Consider the following 21,298-nt stretch of genomic DNA (forward strand, 5'->3'; position numbering starts at 1 on the left):
AGTCGCGAGCGTCTTGGGCCGGGTCCCGTTGCGGCGCGTGATCCGTTCCGGGGTGCGCTCGTAACGAGCCGCGCCGATCTTCGCCGTCGCTTCCGCGTCAACGAGATCCTGCAGGCCGGCTTGCAGCATCCGACGGAACACGTCCGAGTGGGCAAGCTCGGGGTCGGCGAGGACTTCGCCGATCAGGGTCGTCAGGGCAGACTGGTAGTGGGTCATCGTGGGATCTCTCCTTTGCTTCTTGCCGGAAACAACTGGTCATCCCACGGTGGCCCTCCATCGTCTACGACGACGAGGGCCCCGCAGGAATTGACACCACGCTATGGGACTCACCCCATCCATCGCCTCACAAGGTTCGGAGGATCACGCTAGGTTCGGAGGATTCCCGCAGAATCGTCCGAAGATCGCGTGATCCTCCGAAGTCTGGGTGCAGCGCCTGGGGCGTCGCGGCCGTGTGGCTGCGGCATCCCGCCCCGACTGTCGGCGCCGCTCCCGGGTGCGACCGCTCGCCGTGCCCCGCGGCATCCATCGCCCCACAAGGTTCGGAGGATCGCGCCAGGTTCGGATGATTCCCGCAGAATCGCCCGAACATCACGTGATCCTCCGAAGTCTGGGTGCAGCGCCCGGGGGGCGTCGCGGCCGTGTGGCTGCGGCATCCCGACCCGACGGGCACCCACAGGTGCCCGGCCGCGCCCGATCGCCGCACCCCGCGGCATCCCGACCCGACTCGACTCAGCCGAACCGGCCCCACCCGAGGTCGCGGCGCAGCGGCTCACGCAGGTTGCGGGCCGACAGCTCCCAGGCGGTGCGGGAGGGGGCATCGGATGCCGTGGCCGACGCCTCTTCACGTGCGTAGACCTCGGAGACCACGGCGATGAGCGCGGCGAGTTCCTCGTCGGTCGGGTTGCCGCGCACGACCTCGACGCGCAGCGATTCGTCCGCCGCGTGCTCGTCCCCCCAGCTCATAGCGGGATGTTACCGTGCTTCTTCGGCGGCAGCGTCGCCCGCTTGCCGCGCAGCGCCCGCAGCGACTTCGCGATGAACACGCGCGTCTGCGCCGGCTCGATGATGCTGTCGAGCTCGCCCCGCTCGGCCGCCAAGAACGGGGATGCCACGTTGTAGAGGTACTCGTTGGCCAGCCGCGAGCGCACCGCGGCGATGTCTTCGCCGGCCTCTTCGGCGCGCTTGAGCTCGCCGCGGTAGAGGATGTTGACCGCGCCCTGTCCGCCCATCACGGCGATCTCGGCGGTCGGCCAGGCGACGTTGACATCGGCACCCAGCTGCTTGGAGCCCATCACGATGTAGGCCCCGCCGTAGGCCTTGCGCAGGATGACGGTCACCAGCGGCACGGTCGCCTCGGCGTAGGCGTACAGCAGCTTCGCGCCGCGGCGGATGACACCGGTCCATTCCTGGTCGGTGCCGGGCAGGTAACCGGGCACGTCCACGAGGGTCACGATCGGCACGCTGAACGCGTCGCAGAACCGCACGAATCGGCTCGCCTTCTCGCCGGCGTCGATGTTGAGCGTGCCGGCCATCTGCGACGGCTGATTGGCGATGATGCCGACGGTGCGGCCCTCGACGCGGCCGAAGCCGATGACGATGTTCGGGGCGAACAGCGGCTGCACCTCGAGGAAGTCACCGTGGTCGACGATGTGCTCGATCACCTGGTGGATGTCGTAGGGCTGGTTGGGCGAGTCGGGGATGACCGTGTTCAGCGACCGGTCGGCATCCGTCGTCTCCCACTCGAACTCGGCCTCGTACACCGGCAGCTCGGCCATGTTGTTGTCGGGCAAGAAGCTCAGCAGCGTGCGCACGTAGTCGATCGCGTCGTCCTCGTCTTCGGCGAGGTAGTGCGCGACGCCCGAGCGGGTGTTGTGCGTGTGGGCGCCGCCGAGTTCTTCCATGCCGACGTCTTCGCCGGTGACGGTCTTGATCACGTCGGGTCCGGTGACGAACATCTGGCTGGACTTGTCGACCATCACGACGAAGTCGGTGAGCGCGGGGGAGTACACGGCGCCGCCGGCGGCCGGGCCCATGATGATCGAGATCTGCGGGATGACTCCGGATGCCGCGGTGTTGAGCCGGAAGATCTCGCCGTACTTGCCGAGCGCGACCACGCCTTCTTGGATGCGGGCTCCGCCCGAGTCGAGGATGCCGACCACCGGCATGCCGCTGCGCAGCGCGAGCTCCATGACCTTGATGATCTTCTCGCCGGCCACCTCGCCGAGCGACCCGCCGAACGTCGAGAAGTCCTGCGCGTACACCGCGACGGTGCGGCCGTGGATGGTGCCCACCCCGGTGACGACCGAGTCGCCGTACGGGCGGGCCTTGTCCATGCCGAACGCGGTGGTGCGGTGTCGCACGTACTCGTCGATCTCGGTGAACGAGCCGGTGTCGAGCAGCAACTCGATGCGCTCACGCGCGGTGAGCTTGTTCTTGGCGTGCTGCTTGGTCTGGGCGTTCTGCTCGGCGTCGACGACCGCTTGCTGGTAGCGCGCGCGCAGGTCGGCGATCTTGCCGGCGGTCGTGGAAAGGTCCGGTTCGGTCACGCCTTCCACCCTAACGATCACCCCGCCGCAGCGGTTGGAGGGCGCGTACAAGCAGCCCGGTGTTCCCCTGTCTGCATGTGACACACGTTGGCCCTCTGCTCCGCCGGGTGAGGGCAGGAGATTCGGGCCGCTGCAGGAGTTTCGGGCGCGGTTACTCCTGCTCTGGCCGGATTCTCCTGCTGCGGCCGGGATGGGGGGCGGTAATGCGGTGAGCGCGGTATTAGGGGTAGTAGGGGGTGAGCATGAGCCCGATCAAGCGCAGGGACCCGAGGCCGATCACGTCGGGGCGCATAGGGTGAGTGCATGAGCGAGGGATACCCGAGGACGGCCGCGGTGAGCCCGCGTGTGCAGGTGGTGGCATCCACCGGATCGACCAATGCCGACGTGGTGGCCGCGGCATCCGCCGACCCGTCGGGTTGGCCGCACCTGAGCCTGCTGCTGACCCGTGACCAGCGCGCGGGTCGCGGCCGGCTCGACCGCACCTGGACGGCGCCGCCGGGCACGGCGCTCGCGGTGTCGGTGCTGGTGCGGGTGCCGCAGGTCCCGCCGGCGGCGCGTGGGTGGATTCCGCTGATCGCGGGGGCGGCGATGACCCGCGCGGTGGCCGCGCAGCTGCGCGGCACCGGTCACACCGTGCGGTTGAAGTGGCCCAACGATGTGCTGCTGGACGGCGGCAAAGTGTGCGGCATCCTCGCCGAGGCGGTGCCTGGTGACATGGATGCGGTGGTCATCGGGTCAGGGGTGAACACGCGCATCGCCCGGTCCGAGCTGCCGGTGGCGACGGCGACCTCGTTCGCCGCGGTCGGGCGCGACGTGGACGAAGACCGCCTGATCGCGGACTATCTGGTGGCGCTGGACGAGCAACTCACCGCGCTGGCCAAGAGCGGCGGGCGCGCGGCCGAGGCGGGGGTGCGCGGCGAGGTCGAGGCACTGTCCGCAACGCTCGGTCAGCGGGTGCGGGTGATGCTGCCGGCCGGCGGGGTTCTCGAGGGGGTCGCACAGCGGCTCGACGACGACGGACGGCTTGTGGTCGTCGCCGGATCGACCGAGACCGCCGTGTCGGCCGGCGACGTGGTGCACGTGCGCGGCTCGGCGTAGCAGCGCGCGCGGCGTCACCGGCCCCGGGCGGTGCTGGCGGGGTGACGTATCGGTACCACGCGGGCCGGCCATGCCACGCGGACCGCGCGAACACGCGCACCACACTCCGGGCCGCCGTCGAGGGCGGAGGCGGACGTCGTCGTGACATCCCGCGCCGTATCGCCGGGATGTCGCAGGCTGCGGCCACAATAGAAGGCATGAGTCAGCCGACCAGCATCGGTGGCCGGCCGCCGGCGCCGGCGCCGGGCATGCCCGCGCCGCCCGAGTTGCGCATCGCACGGTTCCGACCGCATGCGCACCGCCTGTTCTGGTCGGCGGTCGTGCTCATCGCGGTGTGCGGTGCGACCGGCTGGCTGTGGGGCAACGTGCCGCGGCCCTTCGAGAACTGGATGCTCGTGGCCGCGGCATCCGTCATCGTCCTGTTGCTCGTGCTGCTGCCGTTCGTGTCGTGGTGGTCGCATCTGTACACGATCACGACCCGGCGGGTCATGGAGCGCCGCGGCATCGTGCGCGTGCGGCGGCGCGAGCTCGAGCACGTACGCGGGTACACCGTGCATCTGCGCCGCGGACCGCTGCAGCGGATGTGGGGGACGGGCACGCTGACCCTGTCGAACGGCGTGGAAGCGCAGATGAAGCTGCGGAACGTGCCGATGGCGGTGCTGGTTCATGAGACGCTCGTCGACCAGGTCGAGGTGAGTCAGATCCTGGCACACCGGGACGCCGCATCCATCCCGATCGCGGCCCCCCCGGCCTGATCGTCGCCGCGGCTCGGCCCGGCTTGACCCCGCGGGCCGCAGCCTGGATGTCGTCGCAATGCCGGTCTGGCCACCACGCCCGTGCCTCGGTCCTCACCGCTGGCCGCGCCACCGCCTCGGGCCGCGACGACAGCCACGCCCGTGCCTCGGTCCTCACCGCCGGCCGCGCCACGGCCTCGGGCCGCACCGCCGGCCACGCCACCACCTCGGGCCGCACCGCTGGCCGCGCCACCGCCTCGGGCCGCGACGACAGCCACGCCCGTGCCTTAGGCCTCATCCGAGCCCGGCCCGGGTCTGCGGCGCGCATACGCGAGAATGGACGGGTCGGAAGGAGCGGGATGACCCTGCGAGTGGGAGTGGTGGGCGGCGGCCAGCTGGCACGGATGATGATCGCGCCCGCGGTCGAGATCGGTATCGAGCTGTGCGTGCTCGCCGAGCAGGACGGCATGGCGGCCGGGCTTGCCGCATCCGCCGTCGGCGATTACCGCGACGAGCAGACCGTGCTCGACTTCGCGCGCACCGTCGACGTCGTCACCTTCGACCACGAGCACGTACCGCAGCCCGTGCTGCGCGCCCTGGTCGATGCCGGCATCGCTGTGCATCCCGGCCCCGACGCGCTGCTGTACGCGCAGGACAAGCTACTCATGCGCGCCCGGCTCGACGAGCTCGGGATGCCGCAACCTGACTGGGCGGCCGTGACCGACACCACGGGACTGCAACGGTTCCTCGACGAGCACGGCGGGCGGGCGGTCGTGAAGACCCCGCGCGGCGGCTACGACGGCAAGGGCGTGCGTGTCGTCGAGACCGCCACCGAGGCGGACGACTGGTTCGCCGCGCTCGCCGAGGACGCGCGTGGAGGAGCGCTGCTGGTCGAAGAGCTCGTCGACTTCCGTCGTGAGTTGTCGCAGCAGGTCGCGCGGCGGCCGTCCGGACAGATTCGGGCATACCCGGTCGTCGAGACCGTGCAGCGCGACGGCGTGTGCGCCGAGGTGATCGCGCCCGCACCACACCTGAGCGCGCGCCTGGGCGAGGTCGCCGCCGAGGTCGGCACCGGCATCGCCGAGGGGCTGGGGGTGACCGGGATGCTCGCGGTCGAGATGTTCGAGACCACCGACGACCGTGTGCTGGTGAACGAGCTGGCGATGCGCCCACACAACTCCGGACACTGGTCGCAGGACGGCGCGGTGACCGGCCAGTTCGAGCAGCACCTGCGCGCGGTGCTCGACCTGCCGTTGGGTGACCCGTCGCCCCGGCAGGAGTGGGCGGTGATGGTGAACATCCTCGGTGGGCCGCAGTCGGATGCGCTCGATGCACGGTTCGCGCGGGTGATGGCCGCCCACCCGGGCGTGAAGCTGCACACGTACGGCAAAGACCCGCGGCCGGGCCGCAAGGTCGGCCACGTGAACGCCGTCGGCGACGATCTGGACGACGTCGTGTACGACGCCCGTGCGGCCGCGGCGTTCTTCGAGGGCTGACGCGACTCGGCATTCTTCGAGGGCCGACGCGACTCGGCGTTGTCACTCGCCTTCGGCGGGAGCCAATCGAGGCTGCAGGCCGGCGGCGAGGAAGTAGACCCGGTCATCGAGCCGGTTGATGTCGGCCTTCAGTTCGGTGCGGGTGTCGTGCAGTTCGGTGCGGACGCCTTCGATGTCGGCCTTCAACTCGGTCCGGACACCCTCGATGTCTGCCTTCAGTTCGGTGCGGGTGTCGTGCAGTTCGGTCCGGATGCCTTCGATGTCGGCCTTCAGTTCGGTGCGGGTGTCGTGCAGTTCGGTCCGGATGCCTTCGATGTCGGCCTTCAGCTCGGTCCGGACGCCTTCGATGTCGACCTTCAAATCGGTGCGCCACTTGCGCATCGATGCCCACATCGCGACCGCGGCGGCGACGATCGTCGCCAGCGATACCCAGGTCTCGAGCGGCAAGCTGATCACCCTTCCAGTGTGCTCCGAATGCCGGCGTTCTGCCACCGGCACGCCACCGACGTTACGCGCGAGGACCGGCGTGCAGGCGGCGCGTACCGGTACCCGTGGACAAGTTGCGCCCGGGCGGTGAAATCGACGACCTGGGGAGGCGGCGATGACGCCCCCAGACCCGACGCACCCGCGGCCGCCCCCGACGCACCCGCGGCCCCCAGGTCCGACACCCCAGACCCGCCGCACCCGCAACCGCCCCCACGAATCACGCCCTCGCCCCCGGCACACCCGTGCCGTTGCGGTGATCTTCCAGTGTTGCGCCCTAGCCTGGACGCGTGACCGAGCCGCTGCATTCCTCTGCCTCGCCCCTGGTCGGTGTCGTGATGGGCTCCGACTCGGACTGGCGTGTGATGAGCGACGCCTCACAGGCGCTGACCGACTTCGGCATCCCGCATGAGGTCGAGGTGGTCTCGGCGCACCGCACCCCCGACAAGCTCGTCGACTACGGGCGCGGCGCCCGCGCCCGCGGACTCAAGGTCATCGTCGCCGGCGCCGGGGGAGCCGCGCACCTGCCGGGCATGCTCGCCTCGGTCACCGCGCTGCCCGTGGTCGGCGTTCCGGTGCCCCTGGCGACCCTGGACGGCATGGACTCGTTGCTGAGCATCGTGCAGATGCCCGCCGGCATCCCGGTCGCCACCGTGTCGATCGGCGGTGCCCGCAACGCCGGCATCCTCGCCGCGCGCATCCTCGGCGCATCCGACCCGGCGATCGCCGACCGCGTCGAGGCGTACGCCCGCGATCTGACGGCGCAGGTCGAGCAGAAGAACCGTCGCCTCAAGGAGTCTCTGTGACCACGATCGCGGCCGCTCGGGCCGCGGCACCGCGTCATGTGGTCGAGGCGCAGCCGATGCGCTACCCCGACGTCGACGACACCGACGTGATGACCCGGCGCGGCTGGCTGCTCGTGCAGCTGGGGTTCCTGTGCCCCGGATCGGCGCAGGTGCTCGCGGGCAACCGCCGGCTCGGCCGGTTCGGTCTGGGTGCCACCGTGCTGATGTGGGTGCTGCTGATCGCCACCGCCGTCACCGCCGCGCTGTCGCCGTCGACGTTGGCGTCGATCATGACGGCATCCGTGCCGCTGCCCTGGGGCGGCCGCGCGTTCGTCGTCGCGTTCCTGGTGGCCCTGCTGATCATCGCCTACGCGGTGCTGTGGGTGGTGCTGGCCATCGACACGCTCCGGCTGGTGCGCCTGGTCAAGACCGGGTCGGTGGCACGGTTCGGCATCCTGCTGCTGGCGGCTTCGCTGATGGTCGCCTCCAGCGCCACCGCGGGCACCCTGGTCAGCAAAGTGGATGCCTTCAGCAGCGCTCTGGGCAGCATCTTCTCGGCCTCGGGGCCGCCGGTGCCGCCGTCCGACGGGTATTACAACATCCTGCTGCTGGGTGCCGACAGCGGAAAGGGCCGCGACTCGATGCGGTTCGACTCCATCTCGGTGGTCTCGGTCAACGCCGAGACCGGACGCGTGGTGATCACCGGCATCCCGCGCGACCTCGAGGGCTTCCCGTTCCCGAAAGACAGCCCCATGCACAAGCTGTACCCCGACGTGCACACCGGGCAGGCCGGCGCGAACTGAGGGTGGACCGGCGCGATCAACCAGCTCAACACCGAGTTGGAGGTCTGCCGCGACGGCGCCAAGATCTACCCCGACGCACAGCGCCAGGGCTCGGACCCGGGGGTCGAGGCGACCAAGGATGCCGCGGAGGGGCTGCTCGGTATCAAGATCCCGTACTACGCGTTCATCGACATGGCCGGGTTCGCGGCTCTGGTCGACGCCCTGGGCGGGGTGAACATCACCGTCACCGAGCGGCTGCCCGAGGGCGGCGGGCCGAAATACCCGGGGCAGCCGGTCGACGAGTGGGCCACCGGGTGGATCGAGAAGGGCCCGCAGCTGATGGACGGCAAGACCGCCCAGTGGTACGCGCGCAGCCGCAAGACCACCAGCGACTGGGACCGCATGAAGCGGCAGCGCCAGCTGCAGGAGGCGATCCTCAAGCAGTTCACGCCGTCGACGGTGCTCAACCGATTCGAGCAGATCGCGAAGGCCGGTGAACATCTCGTCAAGACCGACATCCCCTCGTCGATGCTGGGCTACTTCACCGACCTGGCGATCAAGGCGAAGGGGCAGAAGGTCACCACGATCGAGCTGACCCCGGCGCAGGACGTCGACCAGACGCATCCCGACATCGCCTATGTGCACGAGCTCGTGCACAAGGCGCTGCATCCGCCGACACCGACCCCGGCGCCGAAGGGGTGAGCGCCGTGAGTGTGATGCTGCGCGTGGTGCTCGACCAGCTGGTCACGGCCACCCATCCCGACCTGGCGACGGCGTCGCGCGAGTTGGCGCGCGCGCTGGTGCAGGCGCGGCCGAGCGGTTGCGAGGTGGGTGCGATCGTGCCGGCGGGCGCTGCCGAGCTCGATGTGCCGGGCCTGGGCGAGGTGCGCCGGATGGCGATGGGCCGGCGCGAACTGGCGGCGGCGTGGCAGTTGGGCGTGACCGCGGGCGCGGGCGGCGGCCTCATCCATTCGCCGACGCTGCTGGCGCCGCTGGTGCGGCACGACCGGGTCAACGACCACGATCAGACCGTGGTGACGCTGTGGCACCTGCGCCCGTGGGAACACCCCGACGAGGTGCCGCGGGCGCTGCAATCGTGGGCGAAGGCGATGCTCAAGCGGGTGCGCCGCCACGCCGATGCCGTGGTGGTGCCCACGCACGCGATGGCCGAGCGGCTGGCCGAGCTGACCGACCTGGGCGGACGCATCCGCGTGATCGCGGGGGCGGCGCCCGCCGGTTTCGCGGTGCCGACGGATGCCGTCGGCCGACGTCGCACGATGACCCTGCCCGAGGCGCTGATGGTGCTGATCGGCGACGCGTCGCCGTCGTCGGGGCTCGCGGCCGGGTTCCGCGCGATCGCGGCCTCGGGTGCCGACCTGCCGATCGTCGTGCTCGACGCGCGCGACGGCGAGGAGCCGGCCATCGTCGAACTCGCCCAGGCGGCGGGGATCGGTGAGCATCGGGTGCATGTGCGGCCGGGGCTGGATGCCGCCGACCGCGCGGCGATCCTCGACGCGGCGGCGATCGTGCTGGCGCCGGGGCGGCGCAGCGGCTTTCCGTGGCGGGTGGTCGAGGCGATGGCCCTCGGTGTGCCGGTGGTGGCTGCGGCATCCGCCGACCACCGGGAGGTGATCTTCGAGGGCGGACGGGTCGTCGGAGACGGGGCGGACGACGCCGAGGCGTTGGGGGATGCCGCAGCCGACGCGCTGTCGTCGATCGCCGGCCTCGAGCGGCTCGCGGTGCTGGCCGGCGATCGCGGCCGGGCGTTCTCGTGGCGTGAGGCCGCCGACCGCGTCTGGCAGCTGCACGCCGACCTCTGAGGCGGCCCGGTCGCCCCGGCCGGTGTTCGAAAGCCGGAGGCCGGAGTCGAAGCGCGCCCCGGCTCGCGGCACGGGCGCGCTGCAGGCCCCGCCGCGCGGTGTCGCGCGTGCAGAACTCCTCCAATCCGGGCGTCGCGTGTGGCCAGAACCCCGTAGCGGGGGCGTCGGCATCGAAAGTGGAGGAGTTCTGCACCGCACACCCGCGCGTCCTCATCACGAGGCATCCCTCAACTGAGGCCCGAGGCATCCTCAACACCCACTGAATACGGCGTGTCGCACCGGTGGATCTCAGACTCCGGTGGTAATCAGTCGTCACTTCCGCCACAATGTTCACATGTTCGCTCGTCGCCCTGCCCTGATGACCGTGCGCTGGCGCTGGGTCGTGCTCCTGCTGTCGGCGGTGCTCGGCGCCGCGGTGCTGACGGCGGTCGCGCCGGCGCCGCGGGCCCAGGCGGCCGAGCTGCCGGGCACGATCGTCGACGGCGGGTACATCATCTCCGACGCCGAGTTCTATCGGGCGAACGCGATGACCGAGGCGCAGATCCAGTCGTTTCTGAACGGCAAGGTCGGCTCGTGCGCGAAGGGCGCGACGTGCCTGAAGGACTACCGGGGCGATTTGACCGCGCGCAAGGCCGACACGTACTGCACGGCCATCGCGGCCGAGAAGAACGCGACCGCGGCACGCATGATCTACCGTGCGGCCACCGCGTGCCACATCAACCCGAAGGTGATCCTGGTGATGCTGCAGAAAGAGCAGGGGCTGATCACCTCGACCAAACCGAGTGCCTGGAACATCGAGCATGCGATGGGGCAGTCCTGCCCCGACACGCCGGCGGGATGCTCGGCGGCCGCGGCCGGCTTCTGGAACCAGGTGTACCTGGGGTCGCGGCAGATGCAGATCTACACGAAGTATCCGAGTTCGTTCGGGTACCGGGCCGGTCAGTACAACACGATCAAGTGGGCGCCCAGCGCGTCGTGCGGCACGTCGAAGGTGTTCATCAAGAACCAGGCGACCGCGAACCTGTACAACTACACCCCGTATCGCCCGAACATCGCCGCGTTGGCCGCGGGCTACGGCACGGGCGACGCCTGCTCGACGTACGGCAACCGCAACTTCTACAACTACTACGTGGCGTGGTTCGCTCCCGGGGCGTCGGGTTCGAAGGGCGCGCCGGCCCAGGTGGGTGCGTGCACGGTTCCGGCGGCGGCGGATGTCGCGGGCCGCAGTGCGACCGCGACGGTGAACGTGCCGTCGGTGAACGTGCGCAAGGCTCCGACGACGCTGTGCGGCACGGGCGTGAGCACCCTGACCAAGGGAGCGACCGTGACGATCACCGGCACCTACGGTGCGTGGTCGCGGATCACCTCCGGCGGCGGCACGGCGTGGGTGACGACGGCGTACCTGGCGGCGGGATCCTCGACCACGGGGGGCGGCGGCGGTTCGCCGGCGTCGACCGGGTGCGCGCAGCCGGCGACGGTGACGAGCGCCTCGGGCACCGCGGTGGTGACGGTGGCGGCGCTGAACGCGCGTACCGCGCCGTCGACGGACTGCGACACGGGCGTGCAGACGATCAGGATCGGGCAGAAGTACACCCGCACCGGCACGTCGGGGGTGTGGTGGCGGCTGAACGTGGGGGGCAAGCAGCTGTGGGCGCACAGCGACTATCTGGCTCTGGAGACGCCGGCGCCCGCGCCGACGGCGACCCCGAAGCCCACGCCCACCGCGACCGCGACGCCGAAGCCGACCCCGACGGCGACGAGCACGCCCAAGCCGAAGCCCACGGCGACGGCGACCCCGAAGCCCAAGCCCACGGCGACGAGCACGCCGAAGCCGACGACAACACCTAAGCCCAAGCCGACCCCGACGACGGCACCCAAGCCGACGCCGAAGCCGACGACCCCGGCCCCGAAGCCGACGACCAAGAAGACGATCGCGGCGCTGAACCTGCGTGCCGCCGGCAGCATGTCGGCGAAGGTCGTGCTGGTGATCCCGAACGGCGGCACGGTGACGGTGCTGAAGACCAGCGGGTCGTGGAGCCAGGTGACCTACGGGTCCAAGTCCGGCTGGGTGGCGAACGCGTATCTGACAGGCACGTCGACGCCCGCGCCCGCGCCGAAGCCGCCGGCTGCGGCATCCGGCACTCAGCGGACCATCGCGGCGCTGAACCTGCGTGCGAGCGGCAGCATGTCGGCAAAGGTCGTACTGGTGATCCCGAACGGGGCCACGGTCAAGGTCGTCAAGACCAGCGGGTCGTGGAGCCAGGTGACGTACGCGTCGAAGACCGGCTGGGTGGCGAACGCGTACCTGACAGGTGCGTCGACGTCGAAGCCGGCCACCGCGACGAAGAAGACGATCGCGGCGCTCAACCTGCGTGCCGCCGGCAACATGTCAGCGAAGGTCCTGCGGGTGATCCCGAACGGCGCCGCGGTGAAGGTCGTCAAGACGAGCGGATCGTGGAGCCAGGTGACCTACGGGTCGACGACCGGCTGGGTGGCGAACACCTACCTGAGGTGAATGGTCGAGGCGCCACGCGCCTCAATCGAGGTGCCGAAACGCCGCAGGCGGCTCCCAGACGGGTCTCCACTAAGATTGCGGGTGGCCATCGAACAGTCCGCGGCGGCCGCTAGGACGACATACCCGTGACAATGACACTCGACAAGAGCGCCTTCGACACACCCGGTCAGGGCCGAGGGCTCCTCGACGTCTTCAAATACCGCTACCTGTTGCGCCTGCTGATCAGCAAGGGCACGTCACTGCGGTATCGCAACTCGGTGCTCGGCTGGCTCTGGTCGTACGTGCGGCCGACGGTGCAGTTCCTCGTCTATTTCGTGGTCGTAGGGCACATCATCGGCGTGAGCCGCAGAGTCGATCTGTTTCCGCTCTATATGTTCTGCGGTCTCGTGATCGTCAACCTGTTCAATGAGGCCATCGGGGCCACAACGCGGTCGGTGGTCGACAACAAGGCGCTCGTGCGCAAGATCTACCTCCCTCGCGAGCTGTTCCCGATCTCAGCCGTGATCGGTTCGTTCATCCACTTTCTGCCGCAGTTGATCGTGTTGCTGATCGTGGCCCTGCTCTTCGGCTGGGTGCCGACGTTCGCGTCGGTCGGCCTCATGCTGGCGAGCCTCGCCCTCGCGACGACCTTCGTGCTCGGCGTCGGGCTGACGTTCTCGGCGATCAACGTGCGCTTCCGTGACGCGCAGAACTTCATCGAGATCATCCGCACGGTCGCCACGTGGTCATCGCCCATCATGTACACCTGGGTGATGGTGCAGAAGCCGCTTGAGCACCATCAGTGGATCTTCGAGATCTTCATGAGCAACCCCATCACTGTCGCGGTCGAGTTCTTCCACCACGCGATCTGGGACTCCGTGGTCGCCCCCGAAAAACGGTTGGGATGGCCGCCCGATTTCGGATGGAATGTGCTCGCCTCCATCGGTGTGATCGTCGTTGTGACGCTCATTGGCCAGCTCGTGTTCCGCCGCTTCGAGCGCACGTTCGCCCAGGATCTGTGATGACCGCATTCCGTACTGCCACGGCACAGCCGGCCATCGTGCTCGACCACGTCTCGAAGTGGTTCAACAAGAGGTCCACGCGATCGTTCAAAGACACTTTCATCCACTGGATCAAGCGTCAGCCGGTGCGGTCGCAGCAGTTCCAGGCGCTCAAGGACGTCAGCTTCGTCATCAACGAGGGCGAGTCGGTGGCGGTCATGGGCCTCAACGGCTCGGGTAAGTCGACCACGCTCAAGATGGTCTCAGGAGTGCTGCGCCCGGACGAGGGCCAGGTGCTCACCCGCGGCCGGGTCGCCGGGCTCATCGAGGTCGGCGCGGGCTTCCACCCCGACCTCACCGGGCGTGAGAACGTCTTCCTCAACGCCGCGATCCTGGGCATGAGCGAGAAAGAGACCAAGGAACGGTTCGATGAGATCGTCGCGTTCAGCGAGATCGGCGATTTCATCGACCAAGAGGTCAAGCACTATTCCTCGGGCATGTTCATGCGCCTGGCGTTCAGCGTGGCGATCCACGTCGAGCTCGACGTGCTGCTGGTCGACGAGGTGCTGTCGGTGGGCGACGCACCGTTCCGCGCCAAGTGCAACGCGAAGCTCAAAGAGATGGCCGAGCAGGGCGTCACGATGATGATCGTCAGCCACAGCGCCGGCCAGGTAAAGGAGCTGTGCAGCCGCGGCATCGTCATCCGCAAGGGTGAAGTCATCTTCGACGGCCCGATCGACGATGCACTGAAGGTGCTCGAGCAGTAGCACTCAGGCCAGATACGCTTGCAGGCCCGCCACCGCATCAGTCGGTATGAACCCTGTCTGTGCGATCTTGCCGAGGTCGAGCACGCTGTTGCGCGGGCGGGGCGCGACGGGTCCTGACGCCTGCGCGAAGTAGTCCTCGGTCGACACGCCGGTGACCCGCGCGGGGTCATGGCCCGTGAGCGTGAACACCTGCCGGGCGATCTGGGCCCAACTGGCCGGCTCGCCGGTCGAGGTCAGGTTGTAGACACCGTACGGCGCCGACGTGTCGAGCAGGTGGCGGATGCCGCGGGCCAGATCGTCGGTGAAGGTCGGCCGCCCGATCTGGTCGTCGACGACGCGCGGGTCGATGCCGCGGTCGGCGAGCGACGCCATGGTGTGCACGAAGTTCTTGCCGTCGCCGATCACCCATGACGTGCGCACGATGTAGTGCCGGGGCGCCGTGGCGACCACCGCGTCGCCGGCCGCCTTCGTCTGCCCGTACACGCCGAGCGGGCACACCGGGTCGTCCTCGCGGTAGGGGCGGTCGAGCGTGCCGTCGAACACGTAGTCGCTCGAGACGTGCACGAGCGTGACGCCGTTCTGCGCCGCGACCCGCGCGAGCGCACCCACGCCGGCGACGTTCGCCGCCCAGGCCGCCCGGCGACCGTCGGGCGTCTCCGCCGTGTCGACGGCCGTGTACGCGGCGGCGTTGATGATCGTGTCGTAGTCACGCCAGCGTCGCCGGGACTCGAGGTCGGGCGCAGCCAGGTCGATCTCGTCTCGCGTCGCATACTCGACGTGCGACACGCCGCCGAACTCGGCGCGCAGCGCCCGACCGAGCTGCCCGTTCGCCCCGACCACGAGGGTCTTGCGCGGTGGCACGGGTGTGACGTCTGCGAGGCGGGGGTGCGAGGCATCCTTCGCCGACAACTCGGCACGATCGAGCGGGATGGGCCAGGCGATCGCGGCGGTCTTGTCGGCGAGGTTCAGGAACGTGTACTGTGCGTCGGGCGACCAGTGGTCGTTGACCAGGTAGACGTAGGCGGTGTCGGGTTCGAGCGTCTGGTAGGCGTTGCCGACGCCGCGCGGCACGAACACGGCGCGCGACGGGTCGAGTTCGCAGGTGAACACCGTGCCGAACGAGGGCCCCTCGCGCAGGTCGACCCATGCGCCGAAGATGCGGCCGGTGGCGACCGAGACGAACTTGTCCCATGGCTCGGCATGGATGCCACGGGTCGTGCCGACGGCATCGTTGAACGAGATGTTGTTCTGCACCGGGCCGAAATCGGGCAGGCCCTCGGCGGTCATCTTCTCGCGCTGCCAGTTCTCTTTGAACCAGCCGCGGTTGTCGCCGTGGACGGGCAGCTCCCACACCGTCAGCCCCGGGATCGGTGTCGTCGTCGCGGCCAGCGCCTTGCCGTATTCGGTCATGGCGGGTGCCTCACTGCCCCTTCGAGGCGTAGAACGCCTCGGTGGCATCCTTCGCCGGCGCCCACCAGTCCTCGTGCTCGCGGTACCAGGCGATGGTGTCGGCAAGGCCCGCCTCGAAGTCGCGGAACCGAGGCTGCCAGCCGAGCTCGGTGCGCAGCTTGCTCGAGTCGATCGCGTATCGCAGGTCGTGCCCGGCCCGGTCGGCGACGTGGTCGTAGGCGTCGGGATCCTGGCCCATCAGCCGCAGGATCAGCTCGACGACGGTCTTGTTGTCTTTCTCGCCGTCGGCGCCGATCAGGTAGGTCTCGCCGATGCGGCCCTTCTCGAGAATGGTGAGCACCGCCGAGGAGTGGTCGTCGGCGTGGATCCAGTCGCGCACGTTGCGGCCGGCGCCGTAGAGCTTGGGACGGATGCCGCGAATGACGTTCGTGATCTGCCGGGGGATGAACTTCTCGACGTGCTGGTAGGGGCCGTAGTTGTTCGAGCAGTTCGAGATGGTCGCCTGCACCCCGAACGAGCGCACCCAGGCGCGCACGAGCAGGTCGGATCCGGCCTTGGTCGACGAGTACGGTGACGAGGGGTTGTAGGGGGTCTCCTCGGTGAACCGGGCCGGGTCGTCGAGCTCGAGGTCGCCGTACACCTCGTCGGTGGAGATGTGGTGGATGCGGGTGCCATGGCGGCGGGCAGCCTCGAGCAGCGTGTAGGTGCCGACGATGTTCGTGTCGAGAAAGGGCCGCGGGTCGTGCAGCGAGTTGTCGTTGTGCGACTCGGCGGCGTAGTGCACGACCGCGTCGACATCCGCGAACAGTTCGTCGACGAGGGCCGCGTCGGCGATGTCTCCCTGCACGAACGTGAACCGGTCGTCCGGCAGCCCCTCGAGCGACGCGCGGTTGCCGGCGTAGGTGAGCTTGTCGAGCACCGTGACCGTGTGGTCGGTGTTCTGGATGACGTGGTGCACGAAGTTCGAGCCGATGAACCCGGCCCCTCCGGTCACGAGCAGATGAGCCATGGTGGCCTTTCGTGAAGAGGTCTCATTCCATCCTCGCAGACGCCGTGATCACAGCACGGTGGCCAGCGCGTCGAGGCCTTGAGTGAAAACGGGTGCGAAGCGCGTGATCTCGTGATCGGTGACGCGATGTGCATGTGCTCGTGTACGCCACGAAGACACGGCTTCGATGACCCGCGTGATGGTCGCGTGGGCATGCTCCGGTGTGAGACCGAACAGTGGGGCACAGTCGAGCAGTGCACGTGCTTCGTCGACAGGGTCGGTGGCGCCTGCGATCGTGGTGCGTCGCGAGTGCTGGTCAGGATCCGGATTCACATCGAAGACCGGTGACAGTCGCCAGCCGTTCTTTGCGCGAAGGAACCCGTGATTGCGCAGGTGATCATCTGTGTTGTGGACCGCCACAGAGAAGGCGATGCGGGCCCATAGTTGGGCAAGGTCTGCTGATGCCTGGGGCGAGACAGTGCTGAGAGCGTCGGCGACATCGAGGTAATCATGAGTCTCGCCGTCGTCGGCCTCCAGCAGGGTCAACGCGCTGATGTAACCGATGCGATGCCCGGTCTCGCGATCGAACCGCTCAATGAGAAGGACGGCCCGGCCTGACACCTCGACAAGGGATGAGCGGGGGCATGCGATCCCGGCGTGTTCGGCGAGGTCGAGTACGATCTTCTCCCAGCGCATGACATCCCATTCATCTGCGCTGTGTCCGAACTTCGCGATCAGTAGTCGCTCATCGTCGGCGATCGATGCTTTTGGCCTCGCTCCACCCAGTGAGCCCGAACCGGCGTCAAGAAGTGCTTTGAGGGCTTCTTCGGGAGGATCGTCTCGACCGGCTTCTTCGGCAGCGCGCATGAGTCGGGGGAGTGCGACCAGCTTCGGTACATCGGTGCCGGGATGCTCGAACTCACCGCCCGCAGTCTTTGCCACGCGTAGGGCGCCCTGGCGGGTCTGGTCAGAGACTCCGAGAAGGTAGTCGACGTCGTCGAGTGTGCGTGCTGAGCGCTGCTCACGTCGGGCCAGCGCTCGCTCTCGCTTGGCTATCAGATTCCGTCCCCAGCGATCAGGAGCAGCATCCTGCAGTGCCCGAGGGAGCCCCTGTGCAGAGTGGTGTGGGCCGCGGACGAGTGGGAGCGCGGGCTCGAGTGCGTATCCGCCGTGCCGTGACAGGTATGTGTCGGCGTAGTCGAAGGTCGTCGACAGTCTCCGGTTGCGCACGGAGGTTCGTAGTCTGCCGACCTCGGACGTTGAACCTGCGAGCTCGGTGTAGACGACGACCTCGGTCATGAGCGCACGCGCTTGGGAAGGATCTGGTCGGCGCGGGCACGGCCGAGATCGGTTTCATACGGATCGGTCGCGGTGACGATGCGGTCGAGCACGTCGAGCGCGCGCGCGACGGCCAGTACTGCTCCGAATCCGACACCGAGGTCGCCCGCCTCGATCTTGGTGATCGTTGCGCGCCCGACACCTGCCCGCTCGGCGACTTGTTGTGCGGTCAGACCCTGCAATCGCCGCCACGCTCCCAACTGTTCACCGATGGTGGCGGCAGAGCGGACGACCTTTGCCGCAGGAGGACGGATCATGACTGCTCCTTGTGCACGCAATTACGAGCATTCTAGCTCATAATGGCTCGAATTAAAAGCATTAGGCGCGACGGGCGGGCGTCATCCCTGCACTCTTGAAAGCGTGCCGACCTTGAAAGCGTGCCGACGAGATCGCGGTGATCGCCGGCCGGCGGCCAGCGGTGGAGCAAGCCGAGAGCCGACGCGGTGCCCGAGAACTCAGCGCCCCCGGTGGAGCAGGTCGAGCAGGTAGGAGCCGTAGCCGGACTTCACCAGCGAGTCGGCCCGCTCGTGCAGCTGTTCGTCGGTGAGGAACCCCTGCCGCCACGCGATCTCTTCGGGGCATCCGATCTTCATGCCGGTGCGGCGTTCCATGGTGCGCACGTAGTCGGCGGCATCCGTCATCTGGTCGAACGTGCCAGTGTCGAGCCACGCTGTGCCGCGCGGCAGCACCTCGACCTGCAGCGTGCCGCGGTCGAGATAGGCGCGGTTCACATCGGTGATCTCGTACTCGCCGCGGGCGCTCGGCTGCAGGCCGCGGGCGATGTCGATGACGTCGTTGTCATAGAAGTAGAGTCCCGGAACCGCGTAGTTGCTCTTGGGCTGCCCGGGCTTCTCTTCGAGCGAGACGGCCCGGCCGTCGGCGTCGAACTCGACCACGCCGTACGCCTCGGGCTGCGAGACCCAGTAGGCGAACACGGCGCCGCCGTGCACGTCAGAGAACCGCGTGAGCTGTCGGCCGAGCCCCGGCCCGTACAGCAGGTTGTCGCCGAGCACCAGGGCGACCTTGTCACCGCCGATGAAGTCCGCCCCGATCGTGAACGCCTGGGCGAGCCCGTCGGGTGAGGGCTGCTGCGCGAACGAGAGGCTGATGCCGAACTGCGAGCCGTCGCCGAGCAGCCGCTCGAAGAAGGGCGCGTCGTGCGGGGTGGTGATGATCAGGATGTCTCGGATGCCGGCCAGCATCAGGGTCGACAGTGGGTAGTAGACCATCGGCTTGTCATAGACCGGGATCAGCTGCTTCGAGACCCCGAGGGTGATCGGATGCAGCCGTGTGCCCGAGCCGCCGGCGAGGATGATGCCCTTCACACAACCATCCTGGCAGAGGCCGCAGGCGCGCGATGTGCTCCCAGGTTCACACAGGGCGGGTCGCGTAAACTCCCGGGGTGACAGTCTCGGAGAAGCCCGATTTCGTCGTGCGCACTTCGCGCACCGGCGACGGCAGTATCTCTGATCCGGCGGCCACGAGTCGGCCCACTCCGGTGCGCGCCGACATCCAGGCACTTCGCGCGCTCGCCGTCCTCCTCGTCGTCATCTACCACTTCTTCCCAGGCCGTGTTCCCGGCGGCTTTGTGGGCGTCGACGTCTTTTTCGTGATCTCGGGCTTCCTTATCACCAGCCACCTGGTGACGAAGCCGCCGCGGAGCGGTCGTCAGCTCGCGGAGTTCTGGGGGCGTCGCATCCGGCGACTGTTGCCGGCGTCGTTCCTCGTTCTCGCGGTCACTCTTGTTGCGACGGTGCTGTGGTCCCCGCAGACGGTCTGGACGAATGTTGCCAAGCAGGTTGCGGCCGCGGCGGCCTACATCGAGAACTGGTTCCTCGCAGGGCAGGCGGTCGACTATCTCGCCGCTGACGATGCGCCGAGCCCAGTGCAGCACTTCTGGTCGCTCTCTGTGGAAGAACAGTTCTATCTGGTCTGGCCGATCGTCGTGCTGTTCGCCATCTGGTTCATCCGACGGCGCACACGCAACGCCGACCGAGTGGCGGTCGGGTCTGCCATCGCCGTGATCGTCGCTGTTTCGCTGGTGGCATCGATCTGGATCACCGCCACCGACCCGGCGTCCGCATACTTCGTCTCGTGGACCCGCGCATGGGAGCTCGGGCTGGGGGGATTGGCGGCATGCGTCTTCCCGTGGGTGCAGCGTCGCCTCGACGGCCATCGGCCGGCGCGTCTGGTGATCGCCTACGGCGGTCTCGCGATGATCGCGATTGCGGCGCTCTCGTTCACGGGTGCGATGCCGTTCCCCAGCTACACGGCTGCGCTGCCGGTCGCAGGAACCGCGTTGGTGATTCTTGCGGCGATCGAGCGGGGACCACTGTCGCCGTTGCGTGCGATGTCGTGGAAGCCCGTGCAACTCGTCGGCGATGTGTCGTACAGCATGTATCTCTGGCACTGGCCGGCACTGGTCTTGTTGCCTTACGCGCTCGGCCACGATCCTCACCGGACGGCAAAGGTGCTCGCGATCGTCGGTGCCTTCGCGCTCGCGTGGCTCACGAAGGTCTTCATCGAGGACCGCTTCCGTGGGCGTAAGCCCCTCGGCCAACCGCTTCGCCGCTCATTCATTTTCGCCGTCAGTGGCATGGTCGTGATCGGTCTCGCGTCGGCTGCTGTCGTGGCCACTGTCAACGCGCAGTCCGCCGCGGCGCAGGCGAAGCTCGACCACGCCCTCAACGACCCTGACTCGTGCTTCGGGTCGCGCGCGCTGGTCAACAGCGATTCGTGCTCACCGCACGGCGAAAAACTCCTCACGTCGCCGGTGTTCGCGAAGGAGGACAAGCCGGCGCCCTACAAGGACGGTTGTTGGATTGTCGGCGATTTCAGCGACCTGAAGACCTGTCACTACGGCAGCAACGATCCCCACGCGAAGCAGATTGCGCTCATCGGCAACTCGCACGCGGGCCACTGGCTGCCCGCGCTGGAGGAGATCGCCAAGACCGAGGACTGGTCGATCACGACCTACCTCATCTCCGAGTGTTACACCGTGGACGTCCTGGTCGACTACGGAACGCCGGAGCGGTCGCAGAACTGCCTTGACTGGAACAAGAACGTCATCGCCGAGGTGCCGAAGAAGGGCTACGACCTCGTCGTCTTCTCCAACCGCACGTGGGAGAAAATGCCCGGAAAGACCCGCGAACAGACGTGGGCTGCCGCGGGTGAGGCTTACAAACGCATCCTCACTGATTGGACCAATGCCGGTACCCCCGTGCTGGTGCTGCATGACACGCCGTATGCGACCGAGCTCAAGAATGTTCCCGATTGCGTCGGCGCGCACCTCGACGATCTCTCCGACTGCGACGGAACGCGAGCGCGTGAGCAGGTCGACCCGCTCGCTGACGTCGCCGCCACCATGTCGAGACCGAACCTGAAGATGCTCGATCTGACCGACCGAATCTGCGCGGGAAACACGTGTTACTCGGTGCTCGGCGGCGTGATCGTCTACTTCGACCGTGGCCACCTGTCGGGAACGTTCGTGCGGTCGCTGACAGCGGACATCAAGCGGGCAGCCGACCAACTTGTGCGGACCCCCGATCACTGACCG

Annotated in this window: 20 protein-coding genes and 1 pseudogene; 11 read left to right on the forward strand and 10 right to left on the reverse strand. The window is 68.4% G+C overall.

Going from position 1 to position 21,298, the window contains the following annotated elements:
- The 3 genes from H577_RS0112245 to H577_RS0112255 form a co-directional block, all read right to left on the reverse strand.
- Positions 1–216 (reverse strand): transposase (locus H577_RS0112245; RefSeq protein ID WP_029146193.1); only part of this gene is annotated, 216 nt, incomplete at its 3' end.
- Positions 217–729: 513 nt separating this feature from the next.
- A complete protein-coding gene (locus H577_RS0112250; RefSeq protein ID WP_029146194.1) occupies positions 730–963 on the reverse strand; it encodes an acyl-CoA carboxylase subunit epsilon in 234 nt (77 codons plus the stop codon).
- A complete protein-coding gene (locus H577_RS0112255; protein WP_029146195.1) occupies positions 960–2,555 on the reverse strand; it encodes an acyl-CoA carboxylase subunit beta in 1,596 nt (531 codons plus the stop codon). Before H577_RS0112255 ends, H577_RS0112250 begins: the two co-directional genes overlap by 4 nt.
- A 294-nt stretch (positions 2,556–2,849) precedes the next feature.
- On the opposite strand from H577_RS0112255, the gene H577_RS0112260 reads away from it, so the two are divergent.
- The 3 genes from H577_RS0112260 (at position 2,850) to H577_RS0112270 (ending at position 5,874) form a co-directional block, all read left to right on the forward strand.
- Positions 2,850–3,644, forward strand: a complete 795-nt coding sequence (locus tag H577_RS0112260) for a biotin--[acetyl-CoA-carboxylase] ligase (RefSeq protein ID WP_029146196.1) — start codon at positions 2,850–2,852, stop codon at positions 3,642–3,644.
- Between the two features lie 197 nt (positions 3,645–3,841).
- Positions 3,842–4,399, forward strand: coding sequence for a PH domain-containing protein (locus H577_RS0112265; RefSeq protein ID WP_029146197.1), 558 nt, complete (start codon positions 3,842–3,844; stop codon positions 4,397–4,399).
- A 338-nt stretch (positions 4,400–4,737) separates the two neighbouring features.
- Positions 4,738–5,874, forward strand: coding sequence for a 5-(carboxyamino)imidazole ribonucleotide synthase (locus H577_RS0112270; RefSeq protein ID WP_029146198.1), 1,137 nt, complete (start codon positions 4,738–4,740; stop codon positions 5,872–5,874).
- 42 nt (positions 5,875–5,916) lie between these two features.
- Here H577_RS0112270 and H577_RS17875 read toward each other — a convergent pair whose 3' ends face one another.
- A complete protein-coding gene (locus H577_RS17875) occupies positions 5,917–6,321 on the reverse strand; it encodes a hypothetical protein (protein ID WP_169566308.1) in 405 nt (134 codons plus the stop codon).
- Positions 6,322–6,695: 374 nt separating this feature from the next.
- On the opposite strand from H577_RS17875, the gene purE reads away from it, so the two are divergent.
- The 7 genes from purE (at position 6,696) to H577_RS0112305 (ending at position 14,006) form a co-directional block, all read left to right on the forward strand.
- A complete protein-coding gene (gene purE, locus H577_RS0112280; protein WP_036285028.1) occupies positions 6,696–7,163 on the forward strand; it encodes a 5-(carboxyamino)imidazole ribonucleotide mutase in 468 nt (155 codons plus the stop codon).
- On the forward strand, positions 7,160–7,945 hold the full coding sequence (locus H577_RS18230; protein ID WP_342664750.1) for a hypothetical protein: 786 nt from the start codon (positions 7,160–7,162) through the stop codon (positions 7,943–7,945). The genes purE and H577_RS18230 overlap by 4 nt, the downstream gene beginning before the upstream one ends.
- Positions 7,946–7,981: 36 nt before the next feature.
- Entirely contained in the window at positions 7,982–8,626 is a 645-nt protein-coding gene (locus H577_RS18235; RefSeq protein ID WP_342664751.1) for an LCP family protein, read from the forward strand.
- A 14-nt stretch (positions 8,627–8,640) separates the two neighbouring features.
- Positions 8,641–9,744, forward strand: coding sequence for a glycosyltransferase (locus tag H577_RS0112290; RefSeq protein WP_084516218.1), 1,104 nt, complete (start codon positions 8,641–8,643; stop codon positions 9,742–9,744).
- A 334-nt stretch (positions 9,745–10,078) separates the two neighbouring features.
- Positions 10,079–12,259, forward strand: coding sequence for an SH3 domain-containing protein (locus H577_RS17110; RefSeq protein WP_084516210.1), 2,181 nt, complete (start codon positions 10,079–10,081; stop codon positions 12,257–12,259).
- 131 nt (positions 12,260–12,390) lie between these two features.
- Positions 12,391–13,260, forward strand: a complete 870-nt coding sequence (locus H577_RS0112300) for an ABC transporter permease (protein WP_029146201.1) — start codon at positions 12,391–12,393, stop codon at positions 13,258–13,260.
- The gene (locus H577_RS0112305; RefSeq protein WP_029146202.1) at positions 13,260–14,006 is read left to right on the forward strand and encodes an ABC transporter ATP-binding protein; all 747 of its coding nucleotides are present in this window, start codon (positions 13,260–13,262) and stop codon (positions 14,004–14,006) included. Before H577_RS0112300 ends, H577_RS0112305 begins: the two co-directional genes overlap by 1 nt.
- Before the next feature lie 3 nt (positions 14,007–14,009).
- Here the strand turns inward: H577_RS0112305 and rfbD are convergent, their stop codons facing one another.
- The 6 genes and pseudogenes from rfbD to rfbA form a co-directional block, all read right to left on the reverse strand.
- A complete protein-coding gene (gene rfbD / locus H577_RS0112310; RefSeq protein WP_029146203.1) occupies positions 14,010–15,416 on the reverse strand; it encodes a dTDP-4-dehydrorhamnose reductase in 1,407 nt (468 codons plus the stop codon).
- A 10-nt stretch (positions 15,417–15,426) separates the two neighbouring features.
- Positions 15,427–16,425: a dTDP-glucose 4,6-dehydratase gene (gene rfbB, locus H577_RS0112315; RefSeq protein ID WP_029146204.1), complete on the reverse strand. Its 999-nt coding sequence runs from the start codon at positions 16,423–16,425 to the stop codon at positions 15,427–15,429.
- 48 nt (positions 16,426–16,473) lie between these two features.
- The gene (locus H577_RS17445) at positions 16,474–17,346 is read right to left on the reverse strand and encodes a type II toxin-antitoxin system HipA family toxin (RefSeq protein WP_245570397.1); all 873 of its coding nucleotides are present in this window, start codon (positions 17,344–17,346) and stop codon (positions 16,474–16,476) included.
- 105 nt (positions 17,347–17,451) lie between these two features.
- Positions 17,452–17,703, reverse strand: a pseudogene (locus H577_RS18295) (HipA N-terminal domain-containing protein); the annotation flags it as partial.
- On the reverse strand, positions 17,700–17,999 hold the full coding sequence (locus tag H577_RS0112325) for a helix-turn-helix domain-containing protein (protein ID WP_029146206.1): 300 nt from the start codon (positions 17,997–17,999) through the stop codon (positions 17,700–17,702). The pseudogene H577_RS18295 and the gene H577_RS0112325, both read right to left, overlap by 4 nt.
- 198 nt (positions 18,000–18,197) lie before the next feature.
- Positions 18,198–19,067 carry a glucose-1-phosphate thymidylyltransferase RfbA gene (rfbA, locus tag H577_RS0112330; protein WP_029146207.1) on the reverse strand — a complete coding sequence of 290 codons (870 nt, stop codon included), beginning with the start codon at positions 19,065–19,067 and terminating at the stop codon, positions 18,198–18,200.
- A 77-nt stretch (positions 19,068–19,144) separates the two neighbouring features.
- Here rfbA and H577_RS16425 point away from each other — a divergent pair, with 77 nt between their 5' ends.
- Positions 19,145–21,295, forward strand: coding sequence for an acyltransferase family protein (locus H577_RS16425; protein WP_051192006.1), 2,151 nt, complete (start codon positions 19,145–19,147; stop codon positions 21,293–21,295).
- The last annotated feature ends 3 nt before the right edge of the window (positions 21,296–21,298 follow it).

This window comes from Microbacterium luticocti DSM 19459, from assembly GCF_000422405.1.
Lineage (GTDB): Bacteria > Actinomycetota > Actinomycetes > Actinomycetales > Microbacteriaceae > Microbacterium > Microbacterium luticocti.

What these genes read in the sequence shown, in the direction of transcription:
- H577_RS0112250 (WP_029146194.1), bottom strand. Translation starts at nt 963, where the DNA reads ATGAGCTGGGGGGACGAGCACGCGGCGGACGAATCGCTGCGCGTCGAG.
- H577_RS0112260 (WP_029146196.1), top strand. Translation starts at nt 2,850, where the DNA reads ATGAGCGAGGGATACCCGAGGACGGCCGCGGTGAGCCCGCGTGTGCAG.
- H577_RS0112265 (WP_029146197.1), top strand. Translation starts at nt 3,842, where the DNA reads ATGAGTCAGCCGACCAGCATCGGTGGCCGGCCGCCGGCGCCGGCGCCG.
- H577_RS0112270 (WP_029146198.1), top strand. Translation starts at nt 4,738, where the DNA reads ATGACCCTGCGAGTGGGAGTGGTGGGCGGCGGCCAGCTGGCACGGATG.
- purE (WP_036285028.1), top strand. Translation starts at nt 6,696, where the DNA reads ATGGGCTCCGACTCGGACTGGCGTGTGATGAGCGACGCCTCACAGGCG.
- H577_RS0112290 (WP_084516218.1), top strand. Translation starts at nt 8,641, where the DNA reads ATGCTGCGCGTGGTGCTCGACCAGCTGGTCACGGCCACCCATCCCGAC.
- H577_RS17110 (WP_084516210.1), top strand. Translation starts at nt 10,079, where the DNA reads ATGTTCGCTCGTCGCCCTGCCCTGATGACCGTGCGCTGGCGCTGGGTC.
- H577_RS0112300 (WP_029146201.1), top strand. Translation starts at nt 12,391, where the DNA reads ATGACACTCGACAAGAGCGCCTTCGACACACCCGGTCAGGGCCGAGGG.
- H577_RS0112305 (WP_029146202.1), top strand. Translation starts at nt 13,260, where the DNA reads ATGACCGCATTCCGTACTGCCACGGCACAGCCGGCCATCGTGCTCGAC.
- rfbD (WP_029146203.1), bottom strand. Translation starts at nt 15,416, where the DNA reads ATGACCGAATACGGCAAGGCGCTGGCCGCGACGACGACACCGATCCCG.
- rfbB (WP_029146204.1), bottom strand. Translation starts at nt 16,425, where the DNA reads ATGGCTCATCTGCTCGTGACCGGAGGGGCCGGGTTCATCGGCTCGAAC.
- H577_RS0112325 (WP_029146206.1), bottom strand. Translation starts at nt 17,999, where the DNA reads ATGATCCGTCCTCCTGCGGCAAAGGTCGTCCGCTCTGCCGCCACCATC.